Genomic DNA, 19,216 nt, shown 5'->3' with positions numbered 1-19,216 from the left:
CTCCCCCTTACCCCCCGGGGGGGTGGGAGTGGACCTGTGCAAACGGTCTTGCCGCCTATTTTCAAACTCTAACGCCACTATCAACAATTAACCGCACAAAATATCAATAATTCAGCGATATTACAATGATCATGGTTCTTGTAACGCGCTGATATTTACAGGTAATTGAGCTGTGATTTTTCTTAAAAGGGAAATAAGTGATGATAAGAAAAATGGTTAAAGGTCAATATGCCTGTGTTTTATGTAGTTATTTCTACGAAAAAAGCCCGTAAAGGTTATGATATTGATCTATTTATATTAAAATAAAATTGTTTTTGCAAGTGCCAGAAAATGAACGCAAAACAGCATTAAAAAAACCGGCCATATTTGTATGACCGGTTTTTTTGATAAATGGTTGCTTACCACCTGCTAACGGCTGGTTTCAGGGGACTAATACGGGATTGGAGCCGCAATCGCACAGCTTCAGGACAACATCAGCGTACAGTTCAGTCGATTAAAACCTGTTTAAAATCCGAAATTGCACAGCTTTATTATTACAGTGATGGCAATTTCAGCAGATTAAAACCTGTACGACAGCCCTGCACCCAGAAGTTGTTTGAACTGGACCTTCGGGCCGGATTTGTCGGCTACCCCGTCGCCGGTTGAATCGTATGGTATCATGACCGATTCGTCGTAAATGAGGTGGGTGGCGAAACTTAGTGTTATATAACGGGTTACGTTCATCATGACCAGGGCCTCCCAGTTGATGTCGAGGTTCTGCGGCTTTTCAAGGTAGTTGGAGAAGATGTCGATCTTGGTCCTGACCGAGATATTCTCTGTAATAGTGCGGCGGTACTGGGCGCGCAGGTATCCTCCGAATTCGGCATAGGTCTTCTCGCCGGGGTCGACGCCAAAAGCTCCCTGGGCCGAAAGGTCAGGGTCGGTCACGAGCGTTAACTTCCCCGTTAAGGGGGCTAAAAAAAGTGTGAACCTGTCATCGGGCTGGTAATCCATACCAATGGCCCCGAGAAGGTAAGCGGGTGCAAGGAAACGGCTGATGGCGACCGAGTCGTTGGGGTACCTGTAACCTGGTGCCATCTGTGTCCTGAAGTTGACAAGCCCGGCATAGAACCAGTTTTCCGCGGCCCTCATACCGGCTTTCGAAACAATGTCGACCTTGTCATCATTCTTCCTCACGCCTTCGTCTTCCTGCTTGAGGAGGCCGTAGCCCAGATCGAGGGAGTTGTTCCAGGAAATGGATCCACGCCGGTAGTCGGCAAACATGCTCACTATGCTGTTCCCCGAAAGGGAATTCTGTCCGCCGGCAGCCCAGTTGGTGAGCGATATCTGTGAAAAACTGAGGGAGAAAAGTCCCCCGGTCTGCCAGCCGTCTTCAATTTCTTCGTCAATGTCGAGAAGGTCTGATTCGACTTCGGTTACCTGGGCCGTTGCAAGGGTGGTGGCGAGTATTCCGAGGCAGATTGTAAACAATGTTCGTTTCATGATAATGGTTTTTGTTTGACAGGGGTTGTCCCCTGGGATTTGTAATTCAAAATTGAATAAAGAATTTTAATCCGGAATTGTTTAAAATATTTGCAGGCCAAAGCAAAAAACCGGTTTTTAAAGCCGGTTTTTGATTAATAGTATTACCCTTTCGGGGAATTGCAATTTTTGCATGATTTCGCAGCCAGGCGCAAATCATTATGCTTTGGGGGCACTTGTTGGAATTAAAGGATCAGCATGGCATCGCCGTAGGTGCCGAACCGGTATTTCTCCTTGATGGCCACTTTGTATGCCTTGAACAATTGGTCAAATCCGGTAAAGGATGATACGATCATCAGCATTGTTGAAAGTGGCAGATGAAAGTTTGATATCATTGAGTCCGGAACCTGTGGTTCATAAGGGGGAAAGATAAATTTGTTGGTCCATCCGTCATATGGCTTCAGTAAGCCGGTTGTTGATACGGCGCTTTCAAGGGTGCGCAGTACGGTGGTACCTACTGCGCATATGTTTTTCCTTTTTTCTTTTGCCTCGTTAACTGTATTGGCTGCTTGCTCCGTTACGATAATTCTTTCAGAGTCCATTTTATGTTTAGTCAGGTCTTCAACGTCGACAGTGCGGAAGTTGCCAAGTCCGACATGGAGAGTGATCTCTGCAAAATTAACGCCCTTGATCTCAAGGCGCTTAAGCAGTTCGCGGCTGAAGTGCATGCCGGCAGTAGGCGCTGCCACGGCGCCCTCATGTTTTGCAAAGATGGTCTGGTACCGTTCCCGGTCTTCCGGCTCAACCTCGCGCTTTATAAATTTCGGCAAAGGGGTTTCGCCGAGGTTGTAGAGTGTTTCCTTGAATTCTTCGTAGGGGCCGTCGTAGAGAAAGCGCAGGGTCCTGCCACGAGAAGTTGTATTGTCGATCACTTCGGCTACCAGCACATCATTTTCGCCAAAATAGAGTTTGTTGCCGATCCTGATCTTGCGGGCCGGGTCTACCAGCACGTCCCATAAACGCTGCTCCCTGTTGAGTTCCCTGAGCAGGAACACTTCGATCTCGGCCCCGGTTTTTTCCTTGTTCCCAAGAAGCCTGGCGGGGAAAACCTTGGTGTTATTGAAGACCATAACATCCTGGTCGTCAAAATAATCCATTATTTCCTTGAAGATCCTGTGCTCAATTTTCCCGGTGTCCCGGTGAAGTACCATCAGACGCGATTCGTCGCGGTTCTCTGATGGATGTTTTGCAATAAGACTTTCTGGAAGGTTGTACTTGTAACGTGATAATTTCATTCTCTCCATCATCATTTTCTGCTTAACCAGCTCTTACTATTAAGAGCCTCTTATACGTAATAACGCCTGTTTTGTTCTATTTATGCGTAAATTTTTTGAAATTGTTCGGGAGAAACTGCATCTTCAAGCCGGTATTCTCCAATTCTTGTCCTTTCGAGCGATGAAAGGTATGCGCCGCTGCCAAGTTCCCTGCCCAGATCTCTTGCCAGAGACCTGATATACGTTCCTTTGCTGCAGGCGATCCGCAATCTTAGCGCCGGCAGGTCAAAATGTTCGATTTCCAGTTCCCTGATGCTTATCCTGGCAGCAGGCAGCTCAATGTCATCTCCCCTGCGGGCTCTCTTGTAAGCTCTTTTCCCATCAATGAACTTGGCCGAGAACAGCGGTGGTACCTGGTCAAACTCCCCCCTGAATTTTTCAAGCGCCCTTTCAATCAGTTCCCTTGTAATGTGCGCTGTCCCGTATTCGCCGTCGATTTCAGTTTCCAGGTCGAACGAGGGCGTGGTCTTGCCCAGCATGAATTCGGCAACATACTCTTTTTCCATAGACTGGAAATTGCTTATCTCCTTGGTCATCCTGCCGGTACAGATTATTACTAGTCCGCTCGCCAGCGGATCAAGTGTCCCCGCATGACCCACCTTGATCTTGCGTATGCCGTAATATTTTCTAAGCACCGACCTTATCTTGTTGACGGCATCGAAGGATGTCCACCCCAGGGGCTTGTTTATCAAAATTATGCCGCCGGTCAGCAGGCTTGTGTCTTTTTCTGGAACAGTCATCCGTTATTATTAACCAAGGAAAATGGCAGTTAAAGCCACTATGATACAATATATTGCAAAATAAATCAATTTACCTTTCCTGACTACGTTGAGCATTACCCTGCATGCAAACAGTCCCGACAAAAATGCCGCGACAAAACCTATGATAAGTGGGACTGTGCCGATGGTGACCTGTGAAGGGTCGCTATCTCTTATAATATCGAAGAATGTAGCGCCGATGATCGGCACCAGCACCATAAGGAATGAGAATTTGGTTACCAGGTCCTTTCGTACACCCAGTAAGAGCCCTGTCGCAATGGTTGCTCCTGAACGCGAGATGCCGGGAAGCACTGCAAACGCCTGGGCAATTCCCATAATGAAGGCATCACGCCAGGTCACGTCCTTGTCTTTGGACTTTGCCAGGTAAGTAAGCAGCAGCAGGCTTGCTGTTACCAGGAGCATACTGCCTACAAATACTATGTTTCCTGTGTAAACGCTTTCTACCTCGCTCATGAAAAATATCCCGACTATGGCGACCGGGATCATGGAGACGGCTATTTTGAAGGCGTATATTGTTTCTTCATTCCATTCGAATTTCAGGAAACCCGTGGCAAGTTGCCGCAGATCTTTGAAGAATACGACAATAATGCTCAGTACTGTAGCGGCATGTACGAGAATTGAGAAGGTCAGGTTTTCCTTTGCCTCTATGTCAAGTACCACTTTTCCGAATTCAAGGTGGCCGCTGCTGCTTACGGGCAGGAATTCAGTAAGTCCCTGCACCAGTCCCATAATCAATGCTTCTAACCAGGTCATGAAATAATGTTTTTTGAAATATTAAAATTGATATGATCTATTGTCTTGGTATAACAGTTTTGCTGCCCGGCCGGCTTCGACCGGGGTTAAGGGGAAACGTGTCAGTGATAACGTTATGTTGTCTGCCCACAGGCGCCGGGGTTATTTACTTTCATGGTCGTCTTCCTTTGGCTTCTTCATTATGGCGTAGATAATGAATACAAAACCAAATACAGCAACCAGTGGTGCCAGCGTTATGCGGCGAAAACTGAATATTTCGGGATTGAAGACTTCAGGGTCGTCAGACCCGCCGCCGATCATCAGGATAAAGCCAACAACTATTATAACCACTCCAATGATCAGAAGCCTGTAATTTTCCCTTGCGAAGGGGAAATCAAAGGACTTTGCCGGTTCTTTCTTTTTCTTTGCCATTAATTATTATATAGTTTATTTGCATAATTTGCCTTCTAATAGTAGAGGTCGTCAGTTTTCATGCGCAGATACCGGCTTACAGCAAAAAAGGTCGATATCCAGTTTATTATTATCCCAAGAATTACTATTGACAGAAACAGCAGTCCGATCGTTTGCAGGTCATGGAACCCGAAAAGATCGGCAAACTCTTTTTGAACAGTATAGATAAGCCCAAACATCAGTCCGTTTGCCAGTATTGCTGCATATAGTCCGTGCGCAGCACTCCTTGCGAGGAAGGGCCTTCTTATGAACGCGTTGGTGGCACCTACGAGCTTCATGGTGTTAATGATGAACCTTCTTGCGTAGACCGAAAGCCTTATGGTGTTGTTGATGAGCGACAGGGATATGAGAAAAAGCATCAGGCTGAAAGCCGTGATGATAATGCTTATCCTCCTTATGTTTTCATTGACAAGGTGTACGAGCGATTTCTGGTAGTACACCTCCTGAACATCCTGGAACTGCTCGATGTCTTTTTCTATCACGGCTATACTGTCGGGGTTGGCCCAGGCTGCAAACAGGTTCACCTCTATTGAGGGCGACAGCGGGTTATACCCGAGAAAACTGATAAAATCCTCTCCCAGCATGTCTTCCAGCTCACTGGCGGCCCTCTCTTTGGTGATGTACCTGGTCGACTTGACATACCGGGCCGCATCGAGGTTCTTCTGGATCCTTATGATGTCAACCTCTTTTATTTCCTCGTCAAGGATCACTGAAAAGCTGATGTTCTCCTTAACATATTCGGAAAGGTTCCGTGCGTTGAGCACCAGGAATCCCATAAGTCCCACCATAAATAGCAACAGTGATATACTAATTATGGAAATGAAATAGGAGCTTCTCAGCCTCCTCTTGATGACTTTTGGATCTTTCTTCATTTCTGGTTACTTATGATGGTGGAGATTCCTGTTTGCTGGAGGCGCTGCCACCGGGTTGCTGATTGCCGCGGCTTCTTGTTGCTGATTGCCGCGCCGGTCTGCATAACCTGTCAGCCAATAACCTCTGTCCATCCGAACTTGTCTTCTTCATCACCAAACTGTATGCCGAGCAGCTTTTTATATATCGCCGTTGAGATTGGCCCCGGCTTCCCGTCTTTGCAATAATTTATTGTTTTACCTGTTTCCAGGTCGTGTACCTCGCCTATCGGTGCAATGATGGCTGCTGTCCCGCATGCGCCGGCCTCTTCGAAGGTTTCAAGCTCATCGAAGGCAACCGGCCTGCGCTCCACTTTCAGTCCCATATCTTCTGCAATCGTCATTACACTTTTATTGGTAATTGATGGCAGTATTGAGTCGGACTTAGGCGTAATGTAGGTGTTGTCTTTAATTCCAAAGAAATTGGCGGCGCCTATCTCGTCTATGTATCTTTTCTCCTTTGCATCCAGGTACATGGGTGAGCCATAACCTGCATCAATGGCGCGCATTACCCCGCGCAGGCTGGCGGCATAGTTGCCTCCCACCTTTATGTGTCCGGTCCCCAGCGGGGCTGCCCTGTCGGTATCCCTTACAACAGCTATTTTGACCGGGTTGAAACCTTCCTTGAAGTATGGTCCTACCGGAGTCACAAAAACCATGAACATATACTCGTTTGCCGGTTTGACGCCAACCTGGGCCCCCGTGCCGAGCAGAAGGGGACGAATATACAGCGCGGCACCGGTTCCGTGCGGGGGAACAAAATGCCGGTTCATGAGCACGGCTTTTACCACCGCTTCTTTGAAAAGCTCTGCGGGTACCTGTGCCATGTAGATACCTTCAGCCGACCCAACCATCCTGGCTGCATTTTCCTGCCAGCGGAAAAGTCTGATCTTTCCGTCTTTACCCATAAAGGCTTTCATTCCCTCGAAGGCCTGCTGCCCGTAATGAAGACAGGTTGCGGCCATATGGATGTTAATATGCTCGGCAGAAGTGACTTCCAGCTCACCCCATTTACCGTTCCTGTAGTAACAACGTACGTTGTAATCGGTTTTGACATATCCGAACGGAAGGTTTTTCCAGTCAGTATTTTCCATAGTGCCTGTTTTTCCGCCAAATTTAATCATAATATAAATAATCGCCAATGGCAAAAGGAACCCTGAGTCTCTTCCAAAGGAGTTACGGCTGGCTGGTTGTTTTGCCGGACTGGCCATTCTTCTCTGTCAGCAGTTCGGATTGGTGGCGGGGACTAACTTCAGAGAGCTTCCGGGCAGTCAGGGTATAAAATTCAAAACTTTTTAGTTGCCGCGCCATGTTTTTAATAAAATCCTCTTTGGAGGAGACCATGCCATAAGAGTTCATCTCTTCATATAGCTTTTCTGCATTTACTTTCAGACCTGGTTTCCCTATAAATGCAAGCCGGGCGTCGGAGAGTACCATCCCTGGCATACTGCCGGCCGTGGGTGGGAAAAGGGGCGCCTTCAGCAGGTCGCAAATATCCCTGGCCTGTTTTTCGGTATATTTATTCCTTATGAACACCTCGCGCGAAAGCTGGTCAATATAGCCATCCCTTTCGCTGTATCCCCTGATGTAGCTGTAGCAGTCGAACAGCGCTGCTGTACGTACCGCCAGTCTTTCTTCTTCAGACAACTGTTCTGAGCCTGCAAGCAGGTCGCAGCGTGTAAGGAGGTCAACGCAATACTTGTGGTTGTGAAAGCAAAGAGCCGCTGGCAGCTCATCCTCCATTATCGCCAGGTATTCTTCTTCAAGATCTCTGAGCCTCAGGAACTGCAGTTTTGTAAAAAACCGGCGGTTGGGTTCTTCTCCTTTCATGTCGACCGAGTATTCAGGCCTGAAACCCTTCACAAAGTACATATCTATGTTGCCTTTGTATTTAACCGGCATCTTACCCCGGTACTCGCACACGAAGAAATCCTTTATATATTCGAATGTGCTTCCCGATATGTTTATCTGGCCCGTCTCACCTGATGATTCCATCCTGCTGGCCGTGTTTACAGAATCGCCCCAAATGTCGAAGGAAAGTTTTTTTTGTCCTACCACTCCGGCAATTACCGGGCCCGTATGAATCCCTATGCGAAGATCCCAGAAGTTTTCCTTTTCCTCCTTTAGCCTCTTCATGTGTTGCATAATCCTGATGGCGGCAAGAACAACGTCAACAGGGTTTGTAGTGTTTGCATCGGGTATTCCGCCCGCAGCCATATAGGCATCACCGATGGTTTTTATCTTTTCTATGTTGAATTCCTCGACAAGGGCGTCAAAATGGAAAAAGAACTTGTCAAGTTCATCGACAAGGATCTCGGGGTTCATCTGCTCGGCAATCCGGGTAAAACCTTCAATGTCGCTGAACAGAATAGTTACCATATTGTATTTGCGGCTGCTTGCCTTTCCTGTCAGTTTCAGTTGTGATGCTGTTTCTTTTGGCAGCATATTGGAAAGAAGTTCATCAACTTTTTCCTTCTGGCTCAGAAGCTCTTCGGTGCGTTCATGAATTATACCCTCAAGCTTGAATCTCAATCTGGCAAAACGCAGGTCCTTGCGTGCCAGAATATATAAGACCAGCAGAATAAGGGTGATTCCGGCAAGAATGGTCAGCCAGGGAGGTAATGAAATGAGGCTGGTAACGGAAACAGACAGGGCAGGGCCGGTTTGTGTTGAAAGGGCGCTGCCGGCATCGCCTGGTTCAGGCAGCGGCAGACTTAAAAATAAAGTGTTAGCTTTGTATACTACAGCAAATAGTATTGATATCATCTTTTTCGCGGACAGGTCTGATTATCCTGTTTTTACGTCGATTTGTCAAAAAGGTTATAAAATAGGACCTGTAACAGGGCTGCATATTTCTGATTTTTTATATTTTTATAGTTTTATTGGTCCAATTAAAATTATCTGATTATGGGAAGCACAGTCAAGCCATTAATGGTGCCCTGGGATTTTACCCAGGTTGCGGAATATGCCCTTGAACACGCCGTTAAAATTGCAAAGATTGACGGCAACCCTATTTACCTTGCTCATATAGCAAAGAAGAAAGAAGAGGAGGGGAAGCTCAAGGGAATACTTGATGTATATGCTGTTGAGGCATTCAAAAAATACAGCATAAAGCCCAAGACGATCGTCAGGCAAGGCAATATCTTTACCAGTATTGGTGAAATTGCCGATGAGATTGATGCCGAGATGGTAGTGATGGGAACACACGGCATGAAGGGTATGCAGAAGCTGACCGGCAGCTGGGCCCTGAAGGTGATTGTCAGTTCAAAGGTTCCCTTCGTCGTTGTTCAGTCGCCTCCTGAAAATAACAATTTTGAAGACATAGTTCTGCCAATCGATTTTCGCAAGGAAGATAAAGAGAAGCTCAATTGGATAGTATACCTCTATAAGCATTTCAACTCAAAAATTCATATCATCAAACCCAAAAAGTCTGATAAGAGGCTTGTAAAAGGGTTGAATGCAAATATTGCTTTCGCCAGAAAAATACTTGAACAGAAGCATGTTAAGTTCGACATGATAATCGCAGAGGGAAAAAAATCGTTTGCAAAGGAGACGATTGAATATGCGGTTAAGATCAATGCCCACATGATTGTCACAATGACCACCAAGAATATTGGTCTGGCCGATTATGTGATGGGAGCTGACGAGCAATATATTATTGCCAACAGCGCAAAGATTCCCGTGATGTGCATCAATCCGCGTATCGGAATTTCCACCGGCGGATTTACGGCCATGGGCGGCTGATCTTTCAGATGGAACTTGTTTTTGCCACAAACAATCCGGGTAAATTGAGGGAGATAGAAGATCTTCTGGGTTCAGATTTCAGACTCAGGAGTCTTAAGGATATTGGCTTTGAGGGTGATATACCCGAAACTAACCCTACCCTTGAAGAGAACGCTTCAGCAAAGGCCTTTTTTATTTATAACAGGTATTCAGTCAGCTGCTTTGCCGATGATACCGGACTTGAGGTTGAAGCTCTGAACAATGAACCTGGCGTATACTCGGCAAGGTATGCCGAACTTGACGGCAATGCAGTGTTCGGGAGTCGCGGTGAACTTACCGTGGCCAACATTGACAAGCTTCTTCGCCTGCTGAAGGATAAAAATTCCAGGAAAGCGAGGTTCCGGACCGTCATTTCGCTGGTGCTTGATGGCGCTGAACATCTTTTTGAGGGCGTCGCCCCGGGAATGATCATTGATGAGAGACGGGGTGCTGAAGGTTTTGGCTACGACCCTGTATTTGTCCCCGAAGGGAGTTCCCGTACATTCGCCGAGATGAGCCTGGGTGAAAAAAACAGGATAAGTCACCGCGCCATCGCATTCAGGAAGCTGGTATCATTTCTCACAGAACTTCGGGATTACTGATCTTCCGGTTTAATTTGATCAACTGGCCGGCAGTGATCTGATCGGGCACTTTGGGATTAAAATACCGGCACCGGCAGAAGAGCCGGGCAATATTTGATAACTTTGCAGGATGATATTAACCTCGGACTGATGAAGCGACTCAGTGCTGCGATAATAATTTTTCTTACAGGCTGTCTTGCCGGTGCACAGATTCCGGTTGGGGCATGGAGGGATCATATTTCATATATCCGCACTACCCATGTAGCGGTAGCCGGTGATATTGTATATGCTTCTGCCGGGGCGGGCATAACCGTTTATAACAAGGATGACCGCAGTCTTTCCAAGCTTTCCCGCGTCCATGGCCTTTCAGATGTTGACATCAGCTCCATGAGATGGGCTGAAGAGAAAGGAGTCCTCGTAATAGGCTATGCAAACGGGAATGTTGATCTGGTTGCCGAGAACAGGATCATCAATATTCCTGATATCATGCGCAGCAATGTTGCTGGCAGCAAGAGGATAAACAACATTACGATAGCCGGCAGCCTGGCCTACCTTTCATGTAATTTCGGGGCAGTGGTGCTTGATCTGGACCGGCATGAGATAAGGGATACATATTTTTTCGGCGGTGCCGGCGCAAGGCTGTCGATCAATGACATGGAATTTGACGGAGAGTTTATCTACGCGGCGACATCTTCGGGGTTATACAGGGCTTCTGTTGACGCTCCGAACCTCCTTGATTTTTCATACTGGGAGAATCTCTCATTTCTTCCCGGCAATACGAGAATTTATCTGTCAGTCGCACTGTTCGAAGGTTCACTCTATGCTGTATCGATGAGCAGGCCCGGGAATTATCAGTGCTTCAGGATAACAGGCGAGTCATTTGAGCAATTCGGTTCACCATCCTCCACTCCTTTGGGGGTCAGGGTTTCGGGCGGGCATCTTGCCATGTTCAACAATGACCGGCTTTTTCTGTACGGTCAGGGAAACACCCTTGTAAGGGAGATTGATGACTACGGGTATTGGGGACTTGCAGTGAGGGATGTTGAGGTTGATAGTGAGGGGGAAATATGGGTGGCGGACAGGAGTCACGGACTGATACGGGTGAGGGGTGATAATTTCCGGATACTGGTCCCCCCGGGGCCATATTCCAACAGGGTCTTTTCAATCAAATCATATCCCGGCAGGACCTATATTACTGCCGGAGGGCGCGATGCTGCTCATACAAACCTTTGGCAAAGAGGCGAGTACACCTTTTTCAGTGAGGAATCGTATTCATTCAATATTGATTGGGATATCCATGATATCCTTTTTGTGAAGGAGCATCCGTCCGATCCGGAAATAAAATATGTGGCTTCCTGGGGTTACGGTTTGACCGAATACCGTGAGGGCAACCTTTATGCAAGATACAACGAGGGTAACAGCACCCTCAGGTCGATCATTCCCGGCGATAATTTTATCAGGATAGGAGGAATGGCCTTTGATAAGGACAATAATCTGTGGGTTACAAACTCAGGTGTTCCTGATCTGGTCTCAGTGCTAAGGAACGACGGCAGCTGGTTATCTTTCCCTTACGGAGGAATTACAAACCACAGCCAGGCAGGCAGGATAATTATCAACCGGCACGGACATAAATGGATGCTGCTTCCAAGGGGTGGCGGACTGTTTGTGTTTGATGCCGATCCCTACAGCGAGGACCGGTCGGCCGACCTGTACCGCAGGCTGAGTATAGTTGATGAGGATAACAGGAGAATAAGCAATGAGGTTTTTTCAATCGCCGAAGACCATAACGGTAATATCTGGGTGGGAACCAACATAGGTGTCGTTGTATATTATATCCCCGAAAGGGTCTTTGACGAGGGCAGCTTTCCTGCCCGCCGCATCGTTGTTGAGGGTGCCAGGGATGAGGAGCGAGGCTACTTGTTGAATAACGAAACGGTTACGGCCATTGCTGTTGATGGCGCCAACAGGAAATGGTTCGGGACCGAAAAGTCGGGTGCGTTCCTTGTATCGTCCGACGGAAGGGATCAGATATATCATTTCACCACCAGTAACAGTCCGTTACTCTCAAATTCGGTAACCGACATCTCGGTTGATCCGGCCTCGGGCGAGGTCTTTATCGGCACTTCGGCGGGAACGGTATCATTCAGGGGTAAGGCTACGGAATCGCCCGGCTCATTCAGAGATGTATATGCTTTCCCTAATCCGGTCAGGGAAAGCTATGACGGACCGGTAACCATTACCGGACTGGTAAAAAATTCGATAGTCAAGATCACTGATATAAGCGGCAACCTGATATATGAAACAGTGTCGCTTGGGGGCCAGGCTGTGTGGGACGGACTTAATGTCAGGGGACAGAGGGTGAGTACGGGTATATACCTGATCTTTGTTTCTTCGCCCGACGGCATGCAGTCCCATGTGACAAAGCTGATGTTTATTCACTGACATGATACACAAAACAAGGGGCATCGTAATTCATAACATCAGGTACACTGACAACAGTGTCATTTCCCATATATATACCGAGGGGTTCGGCCGGCAGGCCTTTATGGTGAACGGGGCAAGGAGCAAGAAGGGGACAGTCAGGATCAACCTGCTTCACCATCTGTCAATCCTCGAGATGGAGGTTTACATCAAACAGAGCAGGGAGCTGCAAAGGATTAAGGAGATGAGGCTTCATGAGACTCTTGCCGGGATATCGGGACACCCCGTGAAGAATGCTGTGGCGATCTTCGTGGCCGAGGTGCTGTACAGGACTTTGCAGGAGCAGGAGGCCAATCCGGCCATGTTCACCTTTCTGGTAAATGCGATAAAGATACTCGATCTCTCAGACAGCGGTCATGCAAATTTTCATTTGCTTTTTCTGATGGGGCTGACCAGGCACCTGGGGTTCTATCCGCGTAACAATTATAACCGCACAAGGGAGTACTTCGATATGGAGAATGCAGTGTTTATCGAAAAACAGCCTTTACAGCCCTGCTTTATTGCTCCCCCTGCCAGCCGGCATTTTGCCGGTGTTATGGGATGTTCTTTTGAAAATATGGATAGCCTGAAGCTTAACTCTGAGCTCAGGAACGAGCTTATAACCGGTATGCTCGATTTTTACCGGTACCATCTGCCGGGTATGGGGCAGATAAAATCGCTCCCCGTACTGAGAGAGGTTTTTTAATAATGACAGACCGGCATTGCCTGATTAAGAATTAAGGCAGACGGCAGTTTGATAAAACAAAATGAGAATTATGGACGACAGAAAGGATTATATTTCAGAGAATCAAAAAAAACTGGCAATGTATGCAAAGGTCATGGGACACCCGGTAAGGGTCTACATAATAGACCTTCTCAGGAAGCAGACCTGCTGTTACAGTGGCGACCTTGCCCAGGAATTGCCGATTGCCAAATCAACACTCTCACAGCATCTGAAGGAGCTGAAGAAAGCCGGCCTGATCCAGGGTGAGATAATGCCCCCCAGGATCAAATACTGCCTTAACCGTGCAAACTGGGAGGAAGCGAAAAGTTTGCTGCGGGAATTTATCACGCCCTGATCCAACCAATGCGAACAACACCGCAGGATAGACGAACGGTTTATTTATGCCAGTGTCCCCGCTTTTGACGATACTGGCTGATACCTGGTTATACCAATGTCCGTGTCATTGACGTTGATAGCTCATACCTGGTTATGCCAGTGTTTCCGCCCTTGACAATATTAATTATTGTTCGTAATTTTACGAAACTAATTAACCTGTTTATTATCCGGCCGGTACCGGCATCGTCGCAAACCGTTACCGCCGCAAACCGGCATCCGGATACAGGGGCAAACATTGTATAACAATCAAAATATCTGGATATGGAGATCAAAGTTTTAGGTCCGGGATGCGCAAAATGCAAAAGACTTGAAGATGCTGTAAAAACAGCTGTCAGGGAACTTGAATTAAAAGCCGGTGTAACCAAAGTTGATGATATGATGGAGATAATGAAATACGGAGTTACCATGACCCCGGCTCTTGTTGTTGACGGAAAGGTCGTTCTGAAAGGAAGGATTGCAGGCGTAAAAGAGATTAAGAAGCTGCTGACGGGAGATTGAAAGATCTTACAAGCCTGTTGTGCCTGGCGCCTGCAGTCTGCAGCGAATACAATTGGTTAAAAAGCCGGTACCAGGGCACCCCGGAGATCAGAGGAAATAAATGCTCAGTTTATTAATTAAAAACAATAAGCTATGCCTGGAAAAATTTCAGTTACATTGTTAATCGTTTTGTTTTCAGTGGCCCCGGTTATTTCACAGGTCATTGAAACGGTAACACTTCCTGAGCCCCAAAGGAGTGGCGGAATGCCGCTTTTCGAAGCGCTCGACAACCGCCAGACTCTTCGAGATTACACTGACAGGGAGCTGGATATACAGACCATCTCAAACCTGTTGTGGGCCGCCTTCGGTATTAACAGGGAGGACGGTAAACGGACAGCACCTACTGCCCGCGACTGGAGGGAATTTGACATCTACGTTGTAACTGCCGGAGGATGGTATGTTTATGATGCAGAAAAGCATGCCCTGCTTAAAAAGAGCAACCAGGACAGAAGGGAGTATGCAGGCCGTCAGGACTTTGTCCACACTGCCCCGCTCACTCTCATCTTTGTGGCCGATTATGACCGTATGCCCGGTGCAAGTGATGAGGTGAGGGATTTTTATGCTGCCACCGATGTGGGCTTCATCTCACAGAACGTTTACCTGTTCTGTGCCTCCGAAGGTCTGGGGACATGTGTACTTGGACAGGTAGACAGGGATAAGATGAGAGAAGTGTTCAGGCTGAGGCCTGGCCAGAGAGTTGTGCTGTCGCAAACAATGGGGTATCCGCAATAGATTATATAAATTGGGTTAAGAAAAATTTTGCTTAAACAGTATTATCTTTGCATTTCAGATACACAGGCTTTAGTAAAGATAACACAGTTTTATGGCACTTATCCCGTCACTGATAACGTGGTTCAACACCAGCAGGATTCACCAGATAGATTTCCTGAAGAAACACCCAGAAGAGGTGCAGCGCGAAACGCTGGTCAAGCTGCTCAGGGCAGCCGCCGGCACGGAATTTGGAAAGAAGCATGACTTCAAATCCATAGATTCAGAAGAGCAGTTCAAGTCGCGGCTGGCATTAGGGTCATATGATGATGTCAGGCCATATATAGACCGGCTCAGGAATGGCGAGGAGAACATCCTGTGGCCGGGAGTTATCAGGTGGTTTGCCAAGTCATCGGGCACCACCAGTGATAAAAGCAAATTCATACCGGTAAGCGACGAGGCCCTTGAAGATTGCCATTTCAGGGGGCCCAGGGATGTCCTGGCCATCTATACCAAGAATAACCCCGAAACGATCATATTTTCGGGGAAGGGACTTACAATTGGTGGCAGCCACCAGGTCAACAACTTCAATAGCCAGTCCTATTACGGCGACCTGTCGGCCATACTGATAGAAAATGCACCGTTCTGGGTCAGCTTTATCAGAACGCCCCAGACAAAGATCGCCCTTCTCGATAAATGGGAGGAAAAGCTTGAAAAAGCTTACGAGGATACACTTTATGAGAATGTAACCAGCATGTCGGGAGTCCCCTCCTGGAACCTGGTTTTTCTGAAATATGTGCTTGAGAAGAGTGGTAAATCCAATCTGCTGGAGATATGGCCCAATCTGGAGCTGTTCATCCACGGCGGGATAAGTTTCCTGCCCTACCGTGAGCAGTTTGAAAAGCTTATCCCTTCTCCCTCCATGAACTACCTCGAAACGTACAATGCCTCTGAAGGGTTCTTTGCCATCCAGGATGAGCCTTACAGGGACGATATGCTGCTGATGCTTGATTATGGTGTTTACTACGAGTTCATCCCCATGGAGGAGCTGGACAATGAAAACCCCAGGACCCTGGCAATAGGCGAAGTTGAAAAAAACAGGAATTATGCGCTGGTCATATCGACAAATGGTGGATTGTGGCGGTATATCATAGGCGACACCATAATTTTTACCTCGCTTTATCCCCACAAGATAAAGGTGTCGGGAAGGACCAAACATTATATAAATGCCTTTGGTGAAGAGCTTATCATAGATAATGCCGAAAATGCCCTCAGGATAGCCTGCAAAAAGACCGGCGCTGTGATAAGCGATTACACTGCGGGTCCTGTCTTTATGAGCGATACATCCAAGGGGGCCCACGAATGGCTTATCGAGTTTGAGGTTGAGCCGGAGAACATGGAGTATTTTACGGCCATGCTTGATAATGCCCTCCAGTCACTGAACTCCGATTATGAGGCAAAGAGGTACAAGGACATAACTCTCGATCCGCCTCTGATACACAGTGTTAAACGCGGTCTTTTCTATGAATGGCTGAAGAAGAAGGGCAAGCTTGGCGGGCAGAACAAGGTGCCGCGCCTTGCCAACAACAGGCAGTACCTTGATGAGTTGCTGAAGATCAACCAAAAGCTTTAAAAACGACACTATGCCTGTAAGTTACTGGCTCATAGCAGGCTTAATACTGATGCAGCAGTTAATTGCAGCACCTGTCATCTTTGGATCGGGGCAGCATCATGCAGGCATGGATCCGGAAATTGAGCTTATAGCCTCACATACCGCCCCTTCATCTCATTTTTACACCGATCACCTGGAAAACATCTATTTTATAGACGGCCACCGTATTATAAGGATAAATGCCGCAACAGGCCGCCGGGTTGAATACAGTCCGCTTCCCACCAGTCCCGTCACATCGGCCGATGTGTCCAACCCGATGCAACTGCTGCTCTTCTACAGGGATTTCAACTTTGCCCGTTTTCTTGACAATAATCTCACCCCGCTCAGGCCGGCCCTGAACTTCTCAGAACTTGGAATAGAGCAGGCTTTGCTGGCCTGTACCTCCGGCCGCGGCGGACTATGGGTGTTCAGCGACAGGGAGCACCGGCTTGTATATTTTGATCAGCAGTTGCGCAATACACATCGCAGCATCATAATAAGTAATATAACGGGGGGCGGAGAAAAACCCGTTTACATGACCGAATCGCAGAACCGCCTTTTCCTGCACATCCCCCGAAAGGGAATACTCGTATTTGACAGGTATGCTTCTTACCTGAGGACCGTTCCCTATGACGGACCTGTACGGTTCCAGGTTTCGGGTAACAGGATTATCTGGTTCGGGGAGGGTGGAATGGCAGTCATGAATATTGAAACAGGGGAGAAGGGGAAGCTGGAACTGCCCGGAGAAATTGTTGCCGACGATGCCAGGCTGCAGCCCGACAGGCTGTATGTTCTTTCGGAGGGAAGGATCCATGTATACCGATTCCGGTGATATTACGCAAAAAAGTATTAATTTAGTTGGTAAATAAATATGTTCAGGCCGGGCGCGCGCTGCGTAACGGCACTATAAAACCTTTTCTTTATGCATATTGCAGTTGCCGGTAATATAGGTTCCGGGAAAACCACCCTTACAGAATTACTATCCAAACACTATAAGTGGGAGGCTAATTACGAGGATGTAGATGATAACCCCTATCTGAATGATTTTTATGAAGATATGCAGAGATGGTCGTTCAACCTGCAGATTTACTTTTTGAACAGCCGTTTCAACCAGGTGCTGGAGATCCGCAAGCAGGGCGGTACGGTTATACAGGACAGGACCATCTACGAAGATGCCTATATCTTTGCTCCAAACCTCCATTCTATGGGGCTGATGTCGACAAGGGATTTCGAGAATTACTTCACCCTGTTCAACCTGATGAGCTCGCTCGTGCAGCCCCCCGACCTTCTTATTTACCTCCGGGCCTCGGTGCCAACCCTCGTGCACCAGATCCAGAAAAGGGGCCGCAGGTATGAAGACAACATCAGGCTTGATTACCTCAAAAGGCTCAATGAAAGGTATGAAGCGTGGATCGCCTCCTATAACCTGGGGCGGATGATGGTGATCGATGTGGATAACATCAAGTTCCCCGAAAAGAATGAACACCTCAGCAAGGTGATCGATAAGGTCGATGCCGAGCTTTTCGGGTTGTTCTGAACCTTTGGCCCTGTTGCCCTCAGTCCCTCGCAGAATTTTTCCGGTTGTAGTGTCCCCTCGTTGCCCGCAGTCACTCGCCGGGTTGTGCCGGCTGCCCTCACCAGGCGCCTGCAGGCTCCCGCAGGGTTGTGCCGGTTGCACTCGCCCGGCGCCCTCAGTCCCTCGCCGGATTAAACTGTTTTATGGTCAAACCTCACCAGTTCGGCGAACCGGGCAATTCTTTCGTTTATCATGCCTTCATCAAGCCTGACAAGGTTTTCTGTGCCGAACTTCTCTACACAGAATGATGCCATAGCCGAACCTGTTATAATGGCGCTTTTCATGCTCTCAAAACTAATATCGCCCGAATGCGCCAGGTACCCGGTAAAACCGCCGGCAAAAGAATCTCCGGCCCCCGTGGGGTCGAACACATCTTCGAGAGGAAGGGCGGGTGCGAAGAATACCTGGTCATCGCCAAACAGCAGTGCGCCGTTCTCGCCCTTTTTTATTATCAGGAACCGTGGACCCATCCTGAGGATCCTTTTCGCAGCCTTTGGCAGGGAGTATTCACCCGAAAGCTCCCTTGCCTCAGAATCGTTTATGACAAGAACATCGACCATGCGGATCACTTTGTTGAGGTAGGCAGGGGTATGTTCTATCCAGAAGTTCATGGTGTCAAGAACGATAAGCCGGGGACGGGTTTTCATCTGTTCGATCACCGACATCTGTATGCCGGGTTCCAGGTTACCCAGCATCAATATATCAGATCCCTGGTAAGATTTGGGCACTACCGGTTTATAATTTTCAATTACATTGAGCCGTGTAAAAAGTGTCTCCCTCGAGTTCATATCAGTATCGTAGCGTCCCGACCAGTAGAATGACTTCTCGTTTTCCCTTATTTCGAGTCCCCCGGTATCCACGCCATGCTCATTCAGCATCTTAATGTATTCGTCGGGGAAGTCACCGCCCACCGCCGATATTATTCCAATTTCGCGCGTGAAATATGATGCTGCCAGTCCGATATACGTCGCAGCTCCTCCTATTATCCTGTCTGTTTTCCCGAAAGGTGTTTCTATGGCATCAAATGCAACTGTTCCTACTACTAATAGCTCCATGATATTTTGTTTGCAAATTCGACTGTCTCCTGTTAACCGCCCAATACCGCTCCCATGCAACTTCGCCGGATTTTTGTCCGG

The 19,216-nt window shown here is 47.7% G+C and carries 19 protein-coding genes; 10 read left to right on the top strand and 9 right to left on the bottom strand.

Features of this window, described 5'->3' with window-relative positions; translation table 11 throughout:
• Positions 1 to 558 precede the first annotated feature (558 nt).
• The 8 genes from EA408_11785 to EA408_11750 all read right to left on the bottom strand — a co-directional run bounded on the left by EA408_11785 (position 559) and on the right by EA408_11750 (position 8,451).
• Positions 559 to 1,482, bottom strand: coding sequence for a DUF3078 domain-containing protein (locus EA408_11785; protein TVR70114.1), 924 nt, complete (start codon positions 1,480 to 1,482; stop codon positions 559 to 561).
• Between the two features lie 224 nt (positions 1,483 to 1,706).
• Entirely contained in the window at positions 1,707 to 2,756 is a 1,050-nt protein-coding gene (queA, locus tag EA408_11780; protein TVR70116.1) for a tRNA preQ1(34) S-adenosylmethionine ribosyltransferase-isomerase QueA, read from the bottom strand.
• An 80-nt stretch (positions 2,757 to 2,836) separates the two neighbouring features.
• Positions 2,837 to 3,535 carry a tRNA pseudouridine(55) synthase TruB gene (gene truB, locus EA408_11775; GenBank protein TVR70113.1) on the bottom strand — a complete coding sequence of 233 codons (699 nt, stop codon included), beginning with the start codon at positions 3,533 to 3,535 and terminating at the stop codon, positions 2,837 to 2,839.
• 9 nt (positions 3,536 to 3,544) lie between these two features.
• Complete coding sequence (locus EA408_11770; protein ID TVR70112.1) at positions 3,545 to 4,327, bottom strand: undecaprenyl-diphosphate phosphatase; 783 nt, start codon at positions 4,325 to 4,327, stop codon at positions 3,545 to 3,547.
• A 141-nt stretch (positions 4,328 to 4,468) separates the two neighbouring features.
• Positions 4,469 to 4,738 (bottom strand): DUF3098 domain-containing protein, encoded by a 270-nt coding sequence (locus EA408_11765; protein TVR70111.1) that lies wholly within the window; start codon positions 4,736 to 4,738, stop codon positions 4,469 to 4,471.
• 35 nt (positions 4,739 to 4,773) lie between these two features.
• Entirely contained in the window at positions 4,774 to 5,649 is an 876-nt protein-coding gene (locus EA408_11760) for an FtsX-like permease family protein (GenBank protein TVR70110.1), read from the bottom strand.
• 110 nt (positions 5,650 to 5,759) lie between these two features.
• Positions 5,760 to 6,779 (bottom strand): branched-chain amino acid aminotransferase, encoded by a 1,020-nt coding sequence (locus tag EA408_11755; GenBank protein TVR70115.1) that lies wholly within the window; start codon positions 6,777 to 6,779, stop codon positions 5,760 to 5,762.
• Between the two features lie 82 nt (positions 6,780 to 6,861).
• Positions 6,862 to 8,451 (bottom strand): adenylate/guanylate cyclase domain-containing protein, encoded by a 1,590-nt coding sequence (locus tag EA408_11750; GenBank protein TVR70109.1) that lies wholly within the window; start codon positions 8,449 to 8,451, stop codon positions 6,862 to 6,864.
• Positions 8,452 to 8,592: 141 nt separating this feature from the next.
• Here EA408_11750 and EA408_11745 point away from each other — a divergent pair, with 141 nt between their 5' ends.
• The 10 genes from EA408_11745 to EA408_11700 all read left to right on the top strand — a co-directional run bounded on the left by EA408_11745 (position 8,593) and on the right by EA408_11700 (position 18,041).
• Positions 8,593 to 9,429, top strand: coding sequence for a universal stress protein (locus tag EA408_11745; GenBank protein ID TVR70108.1), 837 nt, complete (start codon positions 8,593 to 8,595; stop codon positions 9,427 to 9,429).
• A gap of 8 nt (positions 9,430 to 9,437) precedes the next feature.
• Entirely contained in the window at positions 9,438 to 10,049 is a 612-nt protein-coding gene (rdgB, locus tag EA408_11740; protein ID TVR70107.1) for an RdgB/HAM1 family non-canonical purine NTP pyrophosphatase, read from the top strand.
• A gap of 102 nt (positions 10,050 to 10,151) precedes the next feature.
• Positions 10,152 to 12,470 (top strand): hypothetical protein, encoded by a 2,319-nt coding sequence (locus EA408_11735; GenBank protein TVR70106.1) that lies wholly within the window; start codon positions 10,152 to 10,154, stop codon positions 12,468 to 12,470.
• Position 12,471: 1 nt separating this feature from the next.
• Positions 12,472 to 13,194 carry a DNA repair protein RecO gene (recO, locus tag EA408_11730; GenBank protein TVR70105.1) on the top strand — a complete coding sequence of 241 codons (723 nt, stop codon included), beginning with the start codon at positions 12,472 to 12,474 and terminating at the stop codon, positions 13,192 to 13,194.
• A gap of 70 nt (positions 13,195 to 13,264) precedes the next feature.
• A complete protein-coding gene (locus tag EA408_11725; protein TVR70104.1) occupies positions 13,265 to 13,567 on the top strand; it encodes an ArsR family transcriptional regulator in 303 nt (100 codons plus the stop codon).
• Positions 13,568 to 13,869: 302 nt separating this feature from the next.
• Positions 13,870 to 14,106 (top strand): thioredoxin family protein, encoded by a 237-nt coding sequence (locus EA408_11720; protein TVR70103.1) that lies wholly within the window; start codon positions 13,870 to 13,872, stop codon positions 14,104 to 14,106.
• Positions 14,107 to 14,238: 132 nt separating this feature from the next.
• Positions 14,239 to 14,877 carry a SagB/ThcOx family dehydrogenase gene (locus tag EA408_11715; protein TVR70102.1) on the top strand — a complete coding sequence of 213 codons (639 nt, stop codon included), beginning with the start codon at positions 14,239 to 14,241 and terminating at the stop codon, positions 14,875 to 14,877.
• 91 nt (positions 14,878 to 14,968) lie between these two features.
• Positions 14,969 to 16,486: a hypothetical protein gene (locus EA408_11710; GenBank protein ID TVR70101.1), complete on the top strand. Its 1,518-nt coding sequence runs from the start codon at positions 14,969 to 14,971 to the stop codon at positions 16,484 to 16,486.
• 10 nt (positions 16,487 to 16,496) lie between these two features.
• Positions 16,497 to 17,336, top strand: coding sequence for a hypothetical protein (locus EA408_11705; protein ID TVR70100.1), 840 nt, complete (start codon positions 16,497 to 16,499; stop codon positions 17,334 to 17,336).
• A gap of 90 nt (positions 17,337 to 17,426) precedes the next feature.
• Positions 17,427 to 18,041: a deoxynucleoside kinase gene (locus tag EA408_11700; GenBank protein ID TVR70099.1), complete on the top strand. Its 615-nt coding sequence runs from the start codon at positions 17,427 to 17,429 to the stop codon at positions 18,039 to 18,041.
• A 170-nt stretch (positions 18,042 to 18,211) separates the two neighbouring features.
• Here the strand turns inward: EA408_11700 and EA408_11695 are convergent, their stop codons facing one another.
• The gene (locus EA408_11695) at positions 18,212 to 19,135 is read right to left on the bottom strand and encodes a sugar kinase (protein ID TVR70098.1); all 924 of its coding nucleotides are present in this window, start codon (positions 19,133 to 19,135) and stop codon (positions 18,212 to 18,214) included.
• Between the last annotated feature and the right edge of the window lie 81 nt (positions 19,136 to 19,216).

Source organism: Marinilabiliales bacterium (assembly GCA_007695015.1).
Classification (GTDB): Bacteria; Bacteroidota; Bacteroidia; order Bacteroidales; family PUMT01; genus PXAP01.
Note: the sequence above shows the minus strand (reverse complement) of the source record. Positions and strands in the feature narration are given on the sequence as shown.